The following is a 19,207-nucleotide window of genomic DNA, read 5'->3' as shown; positions in this document are numbered from 1 at the left end:
AACGAAAAATAAATGTATTTTACGAGATTTACTGTTTTGAGTAAAAGTGAGATTGATCAGTCATAAGCTGTCTAACATCCTAAGTTCATACCTTTGGAATAGTGTTAAAACAATATGCATTAGATGTGGAAGAACAGGGAATATGTATGGATCAAATTTCTACAAAAAGCAAGATCCCAAATACCTTACTTTTTTTATTAGATTGTTGTAAGTATACACTTTAGTTGTAATATAATTTTTTACACAAAAAAACGAGGTCAGGCATATATATAATAAGATGAAAAACATACAAATAAATTCATAAGAAAGGATTTTTATGTGTAAAAAACTATCCATTATTATTCCTGTTTACAATGAAGAAAAAACATTGCAAGACGTTTTACAAACATATCAACAACTAAACCCTTTTGAAATTATTGTTGTTGCTAATGGATGTAATGATAAATCTGTTGAAATTGCAAAGGATAATCATTGTAGGGTATTAATTTATGATGAACCACTTGGACATAATGTAGGTCGTGCAATAGGTGCAAAGGAAGCAAAAGGTGATATTTTATTATTTGTCGATGCCGACTTTACAATTGATCCTGCTACATTAGAACAATTTCTTAAACCATTAATGGAGAGAAAAACAGATGTAGTATTAAACAACTTAAACTATATATTCTATAAAAGACAAATACCTCATTCAACGACTATTTGGCGACAAGTTACTAATCGTTTTTTTCATCGTTCTGATTTAGGAATCGATTCATTAGTGTCTGTTCCCAATGCAATGACAAAAGAGGTGATTGATAAAATTGGAGCTGATAGTTTAGCAAACCCAACTTTAGCTCATTTAAGAATTATTCAACAAAAATTCCGGATTTTTAATAATATGCAAATAGACGTTATTTCAGTTAATCGTTTTAGTACTCAGCAACATTTAAATACTGCTAAAACTCTTTCTGTTTCAGAAAAACGGATTATAGGTAACCATATTGAAGCAATGGCTGCATGGTTTAAGGATGTTCAACATCCAAGAGCTAATTATTCAGATGGAGATAGAAAACGAGATATTGTAGAAGGTTTAAAATTAAAAAAGCAAGAGTATATGCCTAAAATCATTGGCGGTTGGGGAAAACGATCTCAGAACTATGGAGGAAAACAAGTATCTATTATTATTCCCGTACAAAATGAAGAAAATGTAATAGGAGCTATCATTAAAGAAGTTCGAAAGATAGATCCTTTTGAAATTATTATTGTAGTGAATGGAACAACAGATAAAACAGCAGAGGTTGCCAAAAGCTATGGAGCGACTATTATTGTTTATGAAGAAGAACTTGGGAATGATACTGGTCGCGCTGTTGGTGCATATTTTGCTAAAGGAGATATTTTGCTTTTTATTGATGGAGACTTTGTTATTCCTGCAACTGATTTATTACCATTTATTTATGAGGTCCAACATGGTGTTGACTTGGCATTAAATAATTTAGAACATTATTTGGCTTATCGTTTTCCGTTTCATATTGTTACAGCTTGCAAGTATGCAATTAATTTGGCATGTGATCGTAAGGACTTAGGAATTGGTTCAACAACAGCTATACCTCATGCATTTAGTAAAAAATGTATTGATGAAATTGGTTTTGAGACACTTGTTTCACCCGTGTATAGTCAAATGAAAACAATTCTAGACGGATACAATGTTAAAAATGTTCACCGTGTAGAAGTAGATCAAATGAATAAAATTCGGCCAGATAAACATTTTGCTAAAAATAAAGGAGAATTACCTCCATCTACAACAAGAATAGTAGGTGATCACATAGAAGGTATCTCATATTTAATTAAAAGGATGGGAAAGCGCGGCTTATTCTAATAGAAGTATCAAGAAGCATATAAAATTTTTCCCTAGATATAAAATAGTTCCAGCACCTTTTGATACGTTAATAGATATAAAAATGTATAGGGTTATTCTTCTTCCGGTTACTGAACGCTGAGTGTGTAGCTAATAGTCTATTGTGCAGTGATTGAGAAAAGCTCGAAATCATACAGGGAGATTGAACCAGGTGTCTCATTGATATGAAAATGACAATAGCAAAAAAGTGAAACAGCAACAGTATCCAAAACGGGTGCTTTTGTCACATTTTGAGAAGGACGAGCATATATTAGAGTATAGGACAAGCTAATCGCTTATTCTATTCAATACCCACACTCCTTGTCACATTGAGAGCATCCACTGGTTCGGATGCTCTTGTTTATTATGTAGAAATTACACAATGAACGAGAATGGGACAAAATTAGTATTTGAAATAAAAAGATTGTGGTTTGTTATATGGAAATAAATTACTTATGATGATTTGAAGATAAAAGTTTAAAATTGAATATATTTTGGGGGTGGAGAATCTCTGAACAAGAAAAAGGAGTTAGTTAAAGATTGGCTTGTATTGTCAGGAATACTATTTACAATAATAATATTTTTTACAGCTTGGTATTATGATATAGACTCTAAAATAGCGGCTAGTGTATCTTCAATTGTTATAGCGTGTATTTCAATATTTATTACATTAAAAATAGGTTGGAATGATGAAGAGGAAAGTGAATAAACCAAAAGTAATTATTTTAGGCGCTGCCATTATTGGTACAGCGCCTTATTTGTTGTTAAGAGAAGATAAGGGGTGAGTGTCTTACAACAATGTAAGGTGGATGTAAGGGAAATGAATGTTTACATTGAAGCATAATAGCTAAACTAACAATATATGAATCGACTAAAAGATAGTAAGTGATAAGGAGTAAGCGCATGATCTTGTTAATGTTAATCATCGTATATGGATTGTTTTTGTTATATTGTGTTCGCACGGCCGAGGAAGTAGATGAATCGTTGGATATTTAGCGAAACAAGCTAAATATAGTGGTTATATTTACTTTGCTAGGCACCATGACGACTCTCATTTCTGGTATAAAATTGCGGAAAACAATTGAGTTCGTGATGATGTAGAAAAAATTAATAAAGACGGGAAAGACAAAGGTATCGTTTGAATAAATGGTATTGATATCAACCTTAGAAAAGGTGCAAGTACTGGTGATGCTCTTATAAATAAAATTACAAAACGTTCTGCTTATGAAGTACATTATCGATACGCTGACTGGATTTATGTTGTGGGTGAAGGCGTTGAAGGCTGGATGTATTTTGATGAGTTTTATGTGAATTGGCTTAGATAATAAACAGAACGTATTTTAATGAAGACAAGTTAGAGATATTATGTTATAGAAACAAAGAAATAGGGAGGAGTGACTTAAATTCCGCCCTAATAGAAATAAAATTAGATTATGCTTTTAATACTTTAAATGCTTCTCTTATTTTTCTAGCAAACTCTAATGGTGGTTCAATGGATTCAAAATGCATATACATAGCTCGTGGCTCTTCAAATAACCAATGATTATGAAGTGCCGTAACTATAATGTTTCTTTTTCGAAGTTCAGTTAATAACGGGTTAACCTCTTCTTGTAAAAGAACGGTTTCGCCTAAGTTCAAAGCATTGCCATTACGATCGACATCTTCAAACGAGAAAAATTGAGGGTTAACTAGCGGGGATTTTGTTCTACGTCCAAGAATAGTAAATCTGATATTACGAAATTTTTGTACTAAGCATACCCCTTCTGGAGTAACCATTCCAGATCCATTTAAGATCCTCGCAAATTCGTTACATAAGTTGCTTTTGGAGTCATTTGAGTGGCAACTATTTGAAGACATAAAAAAACCTTCTTTCCATATATAATTATGACTTATATAACTAGTTCTCTCTAGTAAAATATTCATATTACGGAGAAAAGGCTTGGACTAAATACTTATTCTTAAACAAGATGTACTAAAGAATTTCTGAAGCCTAAAGCCTTTAATTCAATTATGACCAACAATTTTTAAGATATAAGATAGTTTATACGTAAAAATATCATTTCGATATGGCCAGGCTAAATATTCAATTATATTTTTTCTGGGGACAAGTTGATGCATTTTAATTCAGACATGCATATCGTATATTGAAATCTAAAAGAGAAGAGGTGAAAAACATGTGCAAAAAACATAAATGTGGTTGCAAAAACAAAAAGAAACGTTGCCACTGTAAAAAATAATATTAGGAATCACTTTATCCCGCATTAACGGGCAATAAGACCCCCACCTCAAGATTCAGAGAGAAGCAAAGAAGATAGGTGGGGATAACTGCCCGTAAAAAGCCCGATTGGGCGGTCTTTCCATCAGTGGGGGGTAAAGAAAACCCCCACTGACGGAAGTTTCACTTTATCCAATGAGTATTTTATTAAGTCGAAAATACAATTTTCTTATTTTGCATAGGGCTTATTTTTTGATAAGGTAACCTCTTCTAAAAACTCATTTTCGCATAGAAAAATGAGTTTTTATCTATTTGCACCAATTTATTCCGTACGCAAGTCTATCAATGGGAACGCGATCAATATATGACTCTTTACTAAGAGTGAAAGGCATTGATACTACTGGTATCGGGACTTTTTTCTTTTTGTGGCTAAAACACTTTTCAATGCGATAAAGCTCATCCAGCCACAAAAAAATTATATTTACTCCAATACGTTATTCATATAAGTTTCAAAAAAAGTAACCACATTTACCGGTTATCAGAGTGATAGCTAAAAAAAGTGGTACTAAAGTGATGAATATTAAAGAGCTTATTTGATAGTGAGTCATATAAAAACGCCTTCTTATAAATATGAATAAAGCGCTGATGAATTACGAATTGTTCGAAGAGTTGAAATTACATATTGAAAATGTAGCTGAAGAAAATAAAGATCCGAAAGAAGTAATTAAAACTTTAGTTAACTTAATTGAACCCGTTGCTGAGTTTTATATGGAGGATAAAAGCTAAAGAGCAGCTAGCAAAAACTAACTGCTCGGCTCAGGGAGTTGGAGAAAAACTGATTCTGAATGAGTTCTGGCTATCGCCTGTCTATAGTATTGACGGAATATTAAGATTTATTCAAGTGGAATGTTTATTAGGGAAGTCATACTAAAGTTTTTATTATTAACCATGTGACTCCTATAAGAATTAAAAATTCAAAGAATATTAGGAATATGTTTTTCTGTGGCTTTTTAAATTCCCTTATTAAAGCGAAAAATGCACTAATTCCTGCAAGGATAAAAATAATGAGTCTCAATGTATCTGGCATGTCCGACACTCCTAAATTTTGGTTAAATTAATTATACATTAATTTCCTTTTTGTGAAAAAATGTTATTTTAATTTAAGCTCAATTTTAATAAAATAATCCTTTTTCCTTAGAAATAAAAATTAACACTATTTCAATAGACTAGTCGTACAAAAGATATAGAATTGGATCCAATAATAAAAAAACTAATAGGGCCTTCCAATGATGTTACTGACAATTATGAAAGAATTAGATGTAACAAAATCAGTGAAGAAAGCGGTGTGTACTTTAAAGAAGTATCGTATGTATATGCTATCTGTCGATGATAAGCATCTGCCAAAAGTAACACCTATATATTTACTTACACTTCCAAGTAACACAAACCGATCCCATTCCTCAAATGAAAGCGTGATTGAGTTTGTAGATAGAGAGAGAGAAGGAACAATGCATGACTCTCATATGGAAGCGGATTAATCGTTTATCAGTAGAATCTAGAAAACTGATTGTTAAGAAGTTTAGGAGGCGTTGTTAGGTTATATAGCTGTTATGATAGTAGTATAGATGATTTGACGAAAGGACAATTGCTCTTTTAGATTGTATGTACTAAAACTTCACATACCGTATGTAAATTAAAGAAAATAGTATTGGAATTTAAAGCATCTAAAATGGGTGCTTTTTTTTCACATTTAGAGAAGGACAAGCATATATTGAAGTATAGGACAAGCTAACCGCTATCCTATTCAATACTCACACTCTCTTTCACATTGAGAGCATCCACTTAATTGGATGCTCTTTTTTATTGAATAAAATGGACTTTAATAGTACTTAATTTCTTTTTTGTTATTCTATAATGTATATGTAATTCCTGTATTGTTAAAAAGGACAGGCAAAATGCTTGTCCTTTTTGTTAATTTAGATTAGCGGATGATTGACTTTTAGCTACACATTGGAATTCCTAATAATAATAGAAATGAAACGAATTCTGGTGTGATAGGGGATCGATAAAGGAATTTATCATTGAATTTAACAACTAAGAAGTAAGCATCTCCCTCTTGTATAATACATGCTGATAACATAAAGGAATACACCTCCTTGTAGATCAGAGATTGATATATTTTATGAATAATTAATAGAATATGCTTGTACATTTGTAGCAAAACGGTATTAAGTTACAAGTTCAATAAGTTCCTCTTTCATCATTTTGTTTTATTTAATGAACCATACTAAAGAAGGATCGACTCCGTAAAGTATCAATCTATCAAAATCTAAACCATTTACAGTTTAAGGGAAACATAATTTTTGTTGATTAAGTCAGGAATGCTAAAAAAAGAAGCCCCGTGGTATACGGGACTTCTAAGGGTAATATGTCAAGTAATGGCGTACTTGACTAAGTAAATTTAACATGAATTTTCGAAAAATAATATTGGTAAATGTGTCCAAATGCAGGTAAATAAGGGGATTTTAGATTTTATACAAGTTGAACTTTATTAAAAAGTGACGGCTGGAAATGAAGGTTTTAGAATGTGGAGGGTATTTTGACTATATAAGATTTATAAGTATATAGACATAATGTAAAAAATTATAATGAAAGATTTCCATTGAATCCATTTTGTTTATCCGTTCATATAATACAACTATATGAAAATGAAATAAAAATGGAAGGAGAAATAAAACTAGATGAGTGTACAGGAATTATGGATATCTAGGACCAATACGGCTGTAGTAATGAAATCAGGAAATGATTCAACAGCTTTCATTGGAGGAAATCCTTTTAAAACAATTAATGGTGCTATAACAGCAATTAACGCAATAGGGGCTCCAGGAATTACAATTCTTGTATTTCCTGGAGTTTATGATGAAACAGTAGTTATTCCCAATGGAAATTCATTACGAGGGATTAGTTTATTAACGGTAATAATTTGTCAGCAGAATGTAATATCGAATACCACTGTACTCACAATGGGTGAAAATACAAGGGTAGAGGATGTTACCGTACTATTAACTTCGTCTAACCATGTGAATTTAACAGGAGTTGCTTTTCCTGGAACAACATCACAAAACGCTAGATTAAGAACGACAGTAATCACTGTAGATAATTCGACAGCCTCAACAAGTGGAACTTCCAATGTTTATGCGATTCATTCTTTTGGGACAGGCACTCCAGATGATAGCATAAGTGCTGTAAGAGCAACGACTATCACAACAAGATCAGTTGGTTTAGGGAATAAAAGAGCAATATTAGTTGATACGAATCCACATAATTTTCATTGTCGGGATGTTAATTTGACCACTATTAGTTTAGGGGGAGCAGGATCTTGTATTGGGGCAGAAGTGAATCGGGCGGGGGCAGAATTAAGTTTGCGTTTAGTATAGGTTCAAGGGACTACAGCGGATGTATCTCAAACAGCTGGAACGATGATTTTAAGTTCAACGAATCTTATAAATTCCAATGCTAACAATTTAAGTTTTTCTATAGTTTTACAGCCTACTACTATTCTTTGGGCAGATCCTGCTGGTTTACCAACTGGTGGAACTCGTTTTTACAGGCCAGGTACAGCATCTGTTTCAGCTACAGAGGTCTTTGTAAGATTGAGTCAAAAAGCTGTTATCAAATCATTAGCAATAGGAGCTCGAGTTGCTTCTGGAGGGACAAGCACAGATACTTGGGCTATTCGAAAAAATGGGGTAGATACACCTCTTACAGTTTCATTAACTGGTGCTCAGACGTCTAATATAAATAATAATGTTTCTGTAACATTTCAAGCAGGAGATAGTATTTCGTTAAAATTAACAGCTTCTACAGGAAGTAATATAACAGATACTGTCATACAAGTTGATGTTTTCTAAGATTTAAGTAATAAAATTTCGTAGATTTTTCAAAATGAGCTTGGTATTAAGTTTTTCATAGGGCGAGCCCTGAGAGGAGTATCCACATCTTTTATCAAAAATTGAAAGAAGAGTACGATATGGAACTATATACAATCAAATCAGGCAGTTAAGTATCTATTCGGATGCTTTTGTCACATTTTGAGAAGGACGAGCATATATTAGAGTATAGGACAAGCTAATCGCTTGTTCTATTCAATACTCACACTCCTTGTCACATTGAGAGCATCCACTAGATCGGGTGCTCTTTTTCACATTTTTACAAGAACGAGCATATACTGCTTGTACCTCTTAACTTTCGTTAAAAGGAATATCGTAATCCAAATCCCAAAGAAGAGCGCTTGCGGAAACAGGTGCTCTTTTTATTTGTAGGATTTAGTAGATTTTTGTCGAATAAACTAATTAAGGGACGAAAAATATGGGAAATGAGGAATGATATCATGATGTGGTTAAGTTTCTTTATCGGATATAGTGTAGGTACAATAATTTGTTTAATCATTATGATTCAGTTTCTTAAAGCGAAGGAAGTTAAGGAATTGGATTATGATATTGATTCTTCAATTAAGAAAGAAATGGAACAGTTGAAAGAGATAAAGAATGATAATGACATAGAAAATAAGACGAGAATTAGAATTACTTATTGTAAAAAGTGTGGAAAGCCAGTATGAAATCGAAGGGCCCTTTTATTATTTTAGTTTGCTGTGGAATAGAGTATCGATAAGGAAAGATAAGGAGTGACCAGTGACCCTATAAATAAAAAAATCTACTCTCTATATAATGAGAGTAGAGTTCATGGATGCAGTTGCTGACTTCTCGGGATGGTGTCAGCAACTAAATAATATCATGAGTATTCAGAAAAAACATTGAATAAATATTTCCTATTTTTCGAATGATAGTTAAATTAAGTGAAATGTACAAAAACGTTATTTTACACACAATAGTAGCTAGCAAAAGCCAACTGCTCTCAATGGGTAAATAGGCTGTCTGCAGTATGAACGAAATATTGAGATTTATTCAAAGAAAACAGAGTTAGTATATGTATAAGTTATAAGATGAATTAAATAAAAAATAACATAATTGTAGCATGGCAAGATAAAACTGTGATGATCTGAAACATGTTTTTAAATGGTGTGGAAATAATTAGAATGTATTCACAATGAAAAAAGCGCCTCATAATATATAGAAAAAGCAATATTTTGAATTTTAAAGGATGTGAATACATGGAAGACATAGAAGATTTAAATGAAAAATTAGAAAATATAAGAATAGAACAAAAAGAAATCATGAGAGATATTCGTAATCTAGAAACTCGTGTAACTATTAGTGAAAAAGATATTACTACAATCAATAAACAATTAGAGAAAATTAGCGTAAATACAACTTGGATTTTAAGAATCATAATCAGTGCTATTGTCATGGGGGTATTAGGACTGTTAATGAAAGGCGGATTATGAGATATTGATTGTATTTAAAAGAGGGACAAGTGTCTCTCTTTTTTATTTATAATAATAATGTTTTTAATAGCTCGGTGTTATGGTATAGACGCTAAAATGGCGGGTAGTATATCTTCAATTGTTATAGGGAGTATTTCAATATTCATTACATTTAAAATAGGTTGAGGCGATGAAGAGGAAGATAAATAAATCAATAGTAATTATTGTAGTCGCTGCAGAAAAATGGTTTATAGATACTAAAGAAGAATGAGAGCGCTGTATGAGGAAAAGAACACTGTAAAAAAGCATTGCTTTTTTATTTTCACTAAATTATAATGGCACTGATGGATACCATTCCACATTTCAATACTGGGCAATATCAAGGATATGTAGATATCAAACTAGTAATTTTAGTCGCTACAGGTGTTATTTCTAATCCTGCTGCGGGAAAACGATTTGTTGAAAAGGTGCTAAAGAAGAATAAAAACGCTGTATGAGGCAAAGAGCACTGTCCAAAGGCATTGCTTTTTTATTTTTATTATTATCGAAATATAAGGAGATAACGAATAATGAATAAAAACATCGTAGACATATCAAAATACAATGACAAAATTAATTGGAACGTAGCTGCTCCGAATCTTGATTTAGCAATTTGTCGTGTGCAATATGGTTCAAATAAAGTAGATAATCTATATAAACAGCATGTAGCGAATCTAGAAGCGCGCGGAATTCCTCATGCTGCTTATGCATATGGTTGCTATGTATCTGTGGAAGATGCAATTGTAGAGGCAAAGGACTTTATGACTCGTGTTAGCCCTAACGCTAAATTTCTAGTGCTAGATGTTGAAGATGACACTTTAGCTAGTTGCGGTTCTACTAATCTAGCAAAAGCGTCACAAGTGTTCATCGATACTTGTAAATCTGCAGGATGGAAAGTAGGTTTCTACGTATCTCATCATATGTACAGCTCTTATGGATTACAAAATGTAAAAGCTGATTTCCTTTGGATTCCTCGCTATGGAGCAAAACCGGTATATGCATGTGATTTGTGGCAATATGCTGATAATGCAACAGGTGGTTACGTTGAAGGAATTGGGAATTGTGATGTAAACCGTTTAAATAGTGATAAAACCTTAGAATGGTTTATTGGTAAGGGAAGTAACAACATTGCAGGAGATAATGAAAATGTTGTTTTACCTCCAGATTGGAAAACAAATAATTTGGGCGGTATCACTGTAACAGCAGATATTGCAAATGTACGAGAAAATCCATCTACTGATGCAAAAGCTATGCGTCAAGTAAAAAAGGGAAGCGGTCACGTTTACCTTGATTGGCATTACGATGGCTCTTATTTCTGGTACAAAATTGCGGAGAAGAACTGGTTACGTGCTGATGTTTGTAAAATCAATAAAGACGGAAAAAATAAAGGTGTCGTTTGGGTAAATGGTACTGATATCAATCTTAGAAAAGGTGCAAGTACAGGTGATGCTGTTGTTGAGCAGATTAATAATGCTGGAGCATATGATGTACACTATCGCTACGAAAATTGGATTTTCATAAATGGCGGCGGATTGAAAACTGGTGGTTGGATGTATTTTGATGAATCTTATGTAAACTGGATTAGATAATGAAGAAAGCCGCTCCTTTTTCGGGAGCGGCTTTCTCTTTACATATTTTACTTTTTTCTTTCTTGTAGTTCCGAACAATCTCTACTACTTCTTTGGGCGTCAAATCTCTAAAATCCCAGAAAATTAGGTCTGAAACAGCAGGGTGAATTTGTTTATTTCTATATTCACCAAGTTCTCTTTCAATTGTCATAATTATACAATCTCGTTAGTTGAAACAATAAATGGAATTTTTGTTTTAAATATCTCGTTGTTATCAATAGATGCGGATATACCCATTTCATCGTGGTGTTTACCAGTACAACTAATGTGTAAATAGTAATAGTTATTAACGAAATCTATGTTAGAAAAATCATCATCTATAGGGATTTGGAATTCAATATGATCAATATCTTTGCTAGTGTAGCCTTGTTCTGGATCATATTCAACGATATATCTTTTAACAATAGTTGTTTCTTTTCCTCCAAATTGATGATATAAGGTGAACCATATTGCTACATAATCAGGAGTTTCATGAATATAAGGGAGTGTTCTTTGAGTAAGCCCTCCAATTGTACATGAAACACTAAGAGCATTATCTTTTCCTTTATATAATATTAATTCTGAGAAATCTTTTTTTGTGTGTAAATGAATAGATGTTATTGCCGGAGAAAAATTACTCGAACTCATATATAAAGCCCTCCTTTAATTATTTAAAAGTAACTATTTTTCTGGAGAAATATCACAGTATGCTCCGAACTTTTTTTTCTTTCATCAAATTCCTTTTTATCCCGCTATTTATGTTTTGGATGCAAATTCTTTTATTAAAAAATAAATTGCACATAATACAAGAAATAATCCGAGTGTTAGAATGGATGAAAAAACTACAGTTAGAATGAATAGGGCAACTAAAATTGTAATTACTCTATTTAAGACTAATCTATTACTTACAGTAGCTGCTGCTTGCTGTAGTTGTTGCATACGTTACAGCGAAGCGACTGTATCATAGTTCATAAAATCCCCTCCCGCGATATAATAAATCTATTATATCAAAATTTTGGAAATTCCACTGTTCATGCAGCAGATTTTAGAAATTTGTAAAAGAGAAGAGCTTCCAATGGTAGCGCAATTTTATTTCGCAGAAGAATCACCATATGTTGAAGAAGGTGGTCCGCCAGTTGTATGGTCTTTTATTATTTGGAAGGTTGATTAAAAACAGCAGCTAGCAAATGCTAACTGCTGTTTCTTAGAGTACTTTTAATCTATTGTTTTTTATCCCGCATTAACGGGCAGTAAGACCCCCACTTCAAGATTCGGAGAGAAACGAGGAAGATAGATGGTGGATAACTGCCCGTAAAAGCCCGATTGGGCGGGCTTTCCATCAGTGGGAGATGAAAAAACTCTCCACTGATGGAAGTTTCACTTTATTAGTATTCAATAATGGAGGTGATAATTTTGGTGATAAAAAAAGACACTCCTATGAGTGTCGTCATCCATCTTATTGCTTTCGAGGTTTGAAAAGGGAAGTAATGAAAAAGAAACCTTTTACAAATCAAATTTATCATGTATGGAATATATAGTAAATTGAGAAAAAATATACGGAAGATTTAGTATAGATACTTTTCACTATTAATATGAAGAAAATCAGCTATTCTTCACATCTTTTAAAGCCTCAGGTAAATCTTACATCTTATAATTTTAATTTATAAAAATATAAATATTTCATTAGTAGAGGGTGTTTTGTTCCTCATCCATCAGGTTCAGTGTGATATGAAATTGTTGAGAAAAAACTGTGTAACAAGTCAGGATACCCAAATTTATAGAAAAAGAATCTGTATAAGAGAGAAAAGTATTTATAGAATATTTATGTTGACTTGTTCTGTATAAAGAACTAAAATTTATTTTAAATAGAACACTTGTGTTTTATTAAGTAATGGCTTTATGCATAAATAAATTGTACATAAAAATGTTTTATGAGTGAGGTAGGTTTAAAAAGCCCGATTCATTTATAAAAATGTAGGGGGAAACTATGGAAAAGGAAATAAATCTTAAAAATTTATTTGCTGTGATAAGAAGACGACTATGGATAATTGCCGCAGTTACACTAACGATTACGTTAGTAGGAGCGATTTATAGTATCTTCTTAAAAACTCCATTATACGTATCTTCTGCGAGAATACTTATTCAAGCAAATAGTGAAAGTATGAACACGCTTAAAGTAATGATAAATGAACCGGTTGTGATGGAGAAAGTCGCTGCAGAATTAAATAATAATAGACCAGCAGGTGCGTTAAGTGGACAAATAAGCGCTGAAATTGTCCAAGGTTCACAGATTGTGAAAATCAATGTGGTTGATCCAAATCCTGTAATGGCGGCTAAAATTGCAAATGTTACAGCAGCTGTTTATAAGAAAGAGGTTGCAAGAGTATTAAATTTTAATAGTGTTAACATTTTAACAGAAGCAAAAGCTCAGAAATACGCTGTACCAATAAACATAAAGCATATCAATACGATAATGACTGCTTTCATTGTTGGTTTGGTGTTAAGCGTTGGTTTCGTATTTTTACTAGATTCTTTGGATGATACAATTAAATCAGAGCGAGCTATTGAAAAATTATTAGATATCCCTACTTTAGGAAGTATTTCTAAAATGGATGAGAGAAGTATGGTAGATAAATACAGTGAAAAGAAATCTATATCATTAAGGGGGATAGGCAAGTGGTTTTCAAAAACAGAAGAAAAAGAGACAAAGGAAAGAATGAAAGCCTAGTTACTCATACTGTGCCAAATTCCAAAGTTGCTGAAGAATATCGTACGATTCGTACCAATCTTCAGTTTTCATCTGTCAATAGTAAAGACAAGACGATAGTTATTACTTCTCCGAGATTTGGGGAAGGAAAATCAACAGTTGCAGCGAATCTTGCTGTTTCTATAGCTCAACAAGGTGAGAAAGTATTACTAATTGATGCTGACCTACGGAAGCCGGCCATTCACGAAATATTCCAACTTGAAAATACAATTGGGTTAACAAATGTTTTAAGTGGCGAAAAAGTAATGGAGGGGGCTGTAAAGAAAACAGGAATTGGAAGACTGCACGTATTAACAAGTGGTCCAGTTCCGTTTAACCCCGCTGAGCTACTTAGTTCGGTAGTAATGGAGACCTTAATTCAAAAAGTAATGGAGCAGTATGATATCATATTAATCGACTCTCCGCCGATTTTAGAGGTAGCAGATGCAAGCATTTTAGCTGATCGATGTGATGGAGCATTATTAGTAATAAACTGTAATCATACTATGAATGAGGATGCGATCGAAGCTAAAAGAATATTAAGTTTTACAAAAGGAAAATTAGTAGGAGCTATATTAAACAATAAGGTATAATGATTTTTGTTTAATATAGCTATATAAATCCAAATTTGAAAAACGACATAAAACCATTCTTTTTAGGGGGAAAGAGCATCTGGCCATGCATTGAAGTGGTCGGAGCCTTTTTCTGCCACATGCGCAGTGAGAACCGGAGAGAAAGCAGGTGCAGGTCACTTTTTCTACATAGCAGCGATCGACTTCTATATTGAAAAATTAAAGTGAATTTATATAAATTGAACTAAAAATTTTTTTATAGGTCCTCTCATCGCCAAGTTCCTTAAAACACATTGTCTTATAAAGGGAATTTGAATGGTGATTGGCTACTCAATTGAGAAGTGTAAAAATTAAGTTCAATTTATCTATAGGAGTGTTCGGGAAATATAAAGGTTATCTATTTAACGGGATAAAAGGATTTTAAACTAACTCGTTCTTTATAAAGTACATAAATAGTTCTTTTAGAAGATTCAATATGGTGATGCCTCTTTACCAATATCAATGGAGGCACTCGGCTATACTGTGGGTTGAAATAAACCTTAGATGCTAGTCGTCAAGAGTGTGGTGTGAGGTTGGGTTAGATGCCCAAATTTTATTAAAGCTTTTAACTATGGGTTTTTGGAAAGATCTCATAGTTAAAAGTTTTAATTTTTTCAAAGTCATGATTAAAAAGGTGGGAATTTTATGACGTACCGGCAAAGGTTGTCGTTATTGCTTTTAATGGATTCACTTATAGTATTGGGTGCAATTTATTTTAGTTATTTTTTTGTAAATGGTAGTTTTCGAGTTATTACATTAACATCTGTAATTAGTTCTATAACTTTACTACTTAGCCATCATTTTTTTGCTTTTCTTTATAAGTTGTATAAAAAGGCATGGGAATATGCAAGTATAGGGGAATTATTAATTATTTTTAAAGCTATTACATTGACTATCGTTACTACAGCTTTTGTACAAAAAGTAGTGATACACGAAGTTTACTTTCGTTTACTTGCTGTAACTTGGATGATACACATTTTGTTAATTGGAGGGTCCCGTTTTATTTGGCGGATGTTCCGGGATGCGTATTTTAAAAATGATGATACGAAAAAGAGAACCTTAATTATTGGGGCTGGTTCTGCGGGGACAATGGTCGTAAGACAATTGCTACAGAACAATGATACAGAATTATTACCTGTTGCATTTATTGATGATAATGTAAAGAAGCATAATCTCGATATTTTGGGGATTCCAGTAATCGGAGGGGTAAATCAGATTGAGCGTGTTGTTGAAGAACTTAATATTGAGAGTATTATAATTGCCATCCCTTCGCTTAGAAAAAAAAGATTGAACGCCATTTTTAAAGAGTGCTCAAAAACAAAAGCAAAGACGCAAATTCTTCCTATGTTAGAAGATTTAGTAACAGGGAAAGTTTCAGTTAATGAATTCCGCGATGTTCAAGTAGAAGACTTGCTAGGACGTAGTCCGGTTGAGCTGGATATGAATAGCATTTCAGAATATATAACTGATAAAGTCATTTTAGTGACTGGTGCTGGTGGTTCAATCGGTTCAGAGATTTGTAGACAAGTCGCAAAGTTTAATCCAAAACAGTTAATTTTATTAGGCCATGGGGAAAATAGCATTTACTCCATTGAAATGGAATTGAGAGAGTTATATGGTAATACAGAGATTATATTTATTCCAGAAATTGCAGACATACAAGACAGTCAGAAAATGATGTCAGTGATGAATAAATATCACCCGCACGTTGTCTATCATGCTGCTGCACATAAACATGTCCCATTAATGGAATATAATCCGGAAGAAGCCGTGAAAAATAACTTGATGGGAACGATGAATGTTGCAAAAGCAGCAAGTTGGCACGATGTTGAAACGTTTGTTATGATTTCTTCTGATAAAGCAGTAAATCCAACAAATGTTATGGGAGCAACGAAAAGATTGGCTGAAATGATTGTTCAATATACAAATAAAACAAGTCATACAAAGTTCGTTGCGGTTCGTTTTGGAAATGTATTAGGAAGTAGAGGTAGTGTAATTCCGTTATTCAAGAAGCAAATTCAAAAAGGCGGACCAGTTACAGTTACTCATCCAGATATGGTTCGTTACTTTATGACTATTCCGGAAGCATCAAGACTAGTTATGCAGGCCGGGGCTTTAGCTAAGGGCGGAGAAATTTTTGTATTAGATATGGGAGAACCAGTGAAAATTGTCGACCTGGCTAAAAATTTAATTAAACTATCAGGAAATTCTGTTGAAGAAATTGGTATAGAATTTACTGGGACGAGACCGGGAGAAAAGCTTTTTGAAGAGCTATTAAAAGATGATGAAATGATTGAACAACAAATCTATCCGAGAATTTATGTAGGAAAAGAAACTAATATTTATATAGAAGAAATTGAAAAAATTATTTCTACACACTCTGATTTGGATAAAGAAGAATTACGAAACATATTATTAGATTTGGCTAATAAACATAACGCTTCAAAAATATTAACACCAACATTGGGTTAACGGTTTGTGGAAGCTGTACTTGAATCAAAAATATAGTTGAATGGGTGTGTGATTTAATTGCCTAAGAAAGTGTTGTTTTGTGCAACAGTAGATTACCATTTTAAAGCATTTCACTTACCGTATATGGAATGGTTTGCGGAGCAGGGATGGGAGGTACATGTTGCTGCAAGTGGTAATATACACCTTCCATATGTACATAAAAAATATGATATTCCTATTCAGAGATCACCTTTTAAAAAGCAAAACTTCCAGGCATATAAGAAGCTTACATCAATTATCAATAAAAATAAGTACAGCATTATTCATTGTCATACACCTATGGGAGGAGTGCTTGCCCGCTTAGCTGCAAGAAAAGCGAGAAGACAAGGAACTAAGGTGATTTACACAGCTCATGGATTTCATTTTTGTAAGGGTGCACCTCTTATAAATTGGCTTGCATATTATCCAATTGAAAGAGGATTAGCTTCTTATACAGATTGTCTCATAACAATCAATACAGAAGATTACAATCTTGCAGTGAAACATCGATTTAAAGCAAATCGTATTGAACACGTTCATGGAATAGGCGTAGATACGGAAAAATTCAAATTGGTAAAAGAAGAATATAAACGAGATTTAAAGATGAAATTTGGTTACAAACCAGATGATTTCCTAATGTTCTATGCTGCTGAATTTAACAAAAATAAAAATCAGCAATTTTTGCTTCATTCGTTAGCCCTACTAAAGGATGAAGCTCCTAACGCAAAGCTTTTACTGGCAGGAAAAGGTCCATTAATGGAAGAATGTAAAAGATTGGCTATTGAGCTTGGGATTGCTGAGATGGTTCATTTTCTTGGATATCGAACAGATATTGCTTCATTATTACCAATGTGTGATATTGCCGTTGCATCTAGTCTTCGAGAAGGTTTGCCAGTTAACATAATGGAAGCTATGGCTTGTGGTCTTCCAGTTGTAGCTACTGATAATAGAGGACATAAAGAGCTTATAAAGGATACAATAAATGGTTATCTTGTATCACCAAAAGAGGAAGAACTTTTTGCTTCGCGAATACTGGAGTGTATTCATTCAAGAACACTACGTGAAAAAATTGGGATTGAAAATGTAAATAGAGTAAAAAAATACTCAATTGCCCAAGTAGGTGCAGAATTGAATGATATTTATACACAATATATGTTGAGGGATGTAGATGAAACCAAAAATCAGTGTGATAGTGCCTATATATAATGTTGAACAATACTTAAGTAGATGCTTGGATAGTTTGTTATCACAAAATTTTAGTGATATCGAAATTATAGCTGTAAATGATGGTTCAACAGACGGAAGTGCAAAAATACTTTATGATTATGCAAAAAAAGATAGTCGTATTGTGGTGATAGAAAAGGAGAATGGTGGAGTTTCTTCAGCTAGGAATGAGGGGATACGCGCGGCAAACGGAGAATATATTGGTTTTGTTGACCCAGATGATTGGGTAGATAAAGATATGTATGAGTCAATGTATAATAGCGCAGTTGATGAAAAATCCGATATTGTTATGTGTACGTATATTCGAGAGTTTGGCAGTCATTCAAAGATAAAAGAATTCAACCTTCCTGAAAAAGTTTGTTATCACAATGAAGAAGTCCAATTAAACGTTATGAGACGCTTGATTGGTCCTTTAAATGAAGAAATAGCAAATCCAGAACTTCTCGATGCGTGGGGGACGGTATGGTCAAAGTTATATCGCTTAGATATTCTTAAAGAAAATAATCTTGAATTTGTAGACCTTAGTACTATAGGGACTAATGAGGATTCTCTTTTTAATATATATGCTTTTTATTATGCAAAAACTTTTGTTTTTATAAATAAACCTTATTATCATTATTGGAGGGTAAACACTACATCAGTTACATCGTCTTATAAGCCTAGTTTAATGAATCAGTGGTTTAATCTTTACGGTATAATTGAAAATTTCTTAGATGATAAAAAGATGGAAAAAGCTTTTTATATAGCCTTAAATAATCGCATATGTCTTGGTACATTAGGGCTTGGCTTAAACACAATAAGCAAAGAAAATAAAGTATCTGCTTTGATGAAAATCAGTAAGTTACATTCAATATTAAAGGATAAACGTATCAAACAATCCTTTAGGCAATTTGAAATGAAATATTTTTCAGTTGCTTGGAAGGCATTTTATTTTTGTGCAAAATTCCGATTTACACTAGGATTTTATTTCATTTTAGTAGTAATTGATAAACTCAGAAAAATAGTTAGATAGGGGGGAG

General features: G+C 32.9%; 19 protein-coding genes and 1 pseudogene. 15 read left to right on the top strand and 5 right to left on the bottom strand.

Features of this window, described 5'->3' with window-relative positions; translation table 11 throughout:
* The first annotated feature begins 316 nt into the window (after positions 1-316).
* Both BM350_RS01255 and BM350_RS27350 read left to right on the top strand, forming a co-directional pair.
* On the top strand, positions 317-1,855 hold the full coding sequence (locus BM350_RS01255) for a glycosyltransferase family 2 protein (RefSeq protein ID WP_090913008.1): 1,539 nt from the start codon (positions 317-319) through the stop codon (positions 1,853-1,855).
* Positions 1,856-3,015: 1,160 nt separating this feature from the next.
* Positions 3,016-3,198 (top strand): SH3 domain-containing protein, encoded by a 183-nt coding sequence (locus BM350_RS27350; protein WP_348272195.1) that lies wholly within the window; start codon positions 3,016-3,018, stop codon positions 3,196-3,198.
* A gap of 106 nt (positions 3,199-3,304) precedes the next feature.
* On the opposite strand, the gene BM350_RS01245 is transcribed toward BM350_RS27350, so the two are convergent.
* The gene (locus tag BM350_RS01245) at positions 3,305-3,730 is read right to left on the bottom strand and encodes a DUF1259 domain-containing protein (RefSeq protein WP_090913010.1); all 426 of its coding nucleotides are present in this window, start codon (positions 3,728-3,730) and stop codon (positions 3,305-3,307) included.
* 1,003 nt (positions 3,731-4,733) lie between these two features.
* Here BM350_RS01245 and BM350_RS26700 point away from each other — a divergent pair.
* Entirely contained in the window at positions 4,734-4,874 is a 141-nt protein-coding gene (locus tag BM350_RS26700) for a hypothetical protein (RefSeq protein ID WP_170857633.1), read from the top strand.
* Positions 4,875-5,010: 136 nt separating this feature from the next.
* Here BM350_RS26700 and BM350_RS26695 read toward each other — a convergent pair whose 3' ends face one another.
* Positions 5,011-5,175 carry a hypothetical protein gene (locus BM350_RS26695; protein WP_090913012.1) on the bottom strand — a complete coding sequence of 55 codons (165 nt, stop codon included), beginning with the start codon at positions 5,173-5,175 and terminating at the stop codon, positions 5,011-5,013.
* 199 nt (positions 5,176-5,374) lie between these two features.
* On the opposite strand from BM350_RS26695, the gene BM350_RS01235 reads away from it, so the two are divergent.
* Complete coding sequence (locus BM350_RS01235; RefSeq protein WP_090948203.1) at positions 5,375-5,626, top strand: ArpU family phage packaging/lysis transcriptional regulator; 252 nt, start codon at positions 5,375-5,377, stop codon at positions 5,624-5,626.
* 461 nt (positions 5,627-6,087) lie between these two features.
* Here the strand turns inward: BM350_RS01235 and BM350_RS25950 are convergent, their stop codons facing one another.
* A complete protein-coding gene (locus BM350_RS25950) occupies positions 6,088-6,228 on the bottom strand; it encodes an exosporium protein G (RefSeq protein WP_139207592.1) in 141 nt (46 codons plus the stop codon).
* A gap of 601 nt (positions 6,229-6,829) precedes the next feature.
* Between BM350_RS25950 and BM350_RS27960 the strand changes: the two are divergent.
* From BM350_RS27960 to BM350_RS01215, 5 genes and pseudogenes are all read left to right on the top strand, one after another.
* Positions 6,830-7,999, top strand: a pseudogene (locus tag BM350_RS27960) (hypothetical protein).
* A gap of 479 nt (positions 8,000-8,478) precedes the next feature.
* Positions 8,479-8,706 carry a Z-ring associated ZapG family protein gene (locus tag BM350_RS01225; protein WP_090913015.1) on the top strand — a complete coding sequence of 76 codons (228 nt, stop codon included), beginning with the start codon at positions 8,479-8,481 and terminating at the stop codon, positions 8,704-8,706.
* A gap of 552 nt (positions 8,707-9,258) precedes the next feature.
* Positions 9,259-9,492: a hemolysin XhlA family protein gene (locus tag BM350_RS01220; RefSeq protein ID WP_090913017.1), complete on the top strand. Its 234-nt coding sequence runs from the start codon at positions 9,259-9,261 to the stop codon at positions 9,490-9,492.
* 323 nt (positions 9,493-9,815) lie between these two features.
* Positions 9,816-9,968 (top strand): hypothetical protein, encoded by a 153-nt coding sequence (locus BM350_RS26690; protein WP_170857615.1) that lies wholly within the window; start codon positions 9,816-9,818, stop codon positions 9,966-9,968.
* Positions 9,969-10,040: 72 nt separating this feature from the next.
* Positions 10,041-11,099 (top strand): GH25 family lysozyme, encoded by a 1,059-nt coding sequence (locus BM350_RS01215; RefSeq protein WP_090913019.1) that lies wholly within the window; start codon positions 10,041-10,043, stop codon positions 11,097-11,099.
* On the opposite strand, the gene BM350_RS01210 is transcribed toward BM350_RS01215, so the two are convergent.
* Together BM350_RS01210 and BM350_RS01205 are read right to left on the bottom strand one after the other, a co-directional pair.
* Complete coding sequence (locus tag BM350_RS01210) at positions 11,092-11,289, bottom strand: hypothetical protein (RefSeq protein ID WP_090913021.1); 198 nt, start codon at positions 11,287-11,289, stop codon at positions 11,092-11,094. The two genes, BM350_RS01215 and BM350_RS01210, sit on opposite strands and share 8 nt — an antisense overlap.
* Positions 11,290-11,291: 2 nt before the next feature.
* A complete protein-coding gene (locus BM350_RS01205) occupies positions 11,292-11,765 on the bottom strand; it encodes a hypothetical protein (RefSeq protein ID WP_090913023.1) in 474 nt (157 codons plus the stop codon).
* Between the two features lie 385 nt (positions 11,766-12,150).
* On the opposite strand from BM350_RS01205, the gene BM350_RS26685 reads away from it, so the two are divergent.
* The 6 genes from BM350_RS26685 (at position 12,151) to BM350_RS01180 (ending at position 19,200) form a co-directional block, all read left to right on the top strand.
* Positions 12,151-12,288, top strand: a complete 138-nt coding sequence (locus BM350_RS26685; protein WP_170857632.1) for a hypothetical protein — start codon at positions 12,151-12,153, stop codon at positions 12,286-12,288.
* Between the two features lie 816 nt (positions 12,289-13,104).
* Entirely contained in the window at positions 13,105-13,845 is a 741-nt protein-coding gene (locus BM350_RS01200; RefSeq protein ID WP_090913025.1) for a YveK family protein, read from the top strand.
* Positions 13,794-14,456 carry a CpsD/CapB family tyrosine-protein kinase gene (locus BM350_RS01195; protein ID WP_090913027.1) on the top strand — a complete coding sequence of 221 codons (663 nt, stop codon included), beginning with the start codon at positions 13,794-13,796 and terminating at the stop codon, positions 14,454-14,456. The genes BM350_RS01200 and BM350_RS01195 overlap by 52 nt, the downstream gene beginning before the upstream one ends.
* Before the next feature lie 663 nt (positions 14,457-15,119).
* Positions 15,120-16,946: a polysaccharide biosynthesis protein gene (locus tag BM350_RS01190; protein ID WP_090913029.1), complete on the top strand. Its 1,827-nt coding sequence runs from the start codon at positions 15,120-15,122 to the stop codon at positions 16,944-16,946.
* A 57-nt stretch (positions 16,947-17,003) separates the two neighbouring features.
* Positions 17,004-18,170, top strand: coding sequence for a glycosyltransferase family 4 protein (locus BM350_RS01185; RefSeq protein ID WP_090913031.1), 1,167 nt, complete (start codon positions 17,004-17,006; stop codon positions 18,168-18,170).
* Complete coding sequence (locus BM350_RS01180; protein WP_090913033.1) at positions 18,133-19,200, top strand: glycosyltransferase family 2 protein; 1,068 nt, start codon at positions 18,133-18,135, stop codon at positions 19,198-19,200. Before BM350_RS01185 ends, BM350_RS01180 begins: the two co-directional genes overlap by 38 nt.
* Positions 19,201-19,207 lie beyond the last annotated feature (7 nt).

This window comes from Bacillus sp. 103mf, assembly GCF_900116295.1.
GTDB classification, from domain to species: domain Bacteria; phylum Bacillota; class Bacilli; order Bacillales; family Bacillaceae_G; genus Bacillus_A; species Bacillus_A bruguierae.
The sequence above is the reverse complement of the archived record's forward strand: the minus strand, read 5'-3'. Positions and strand labels throughout refer to the sequence as shown.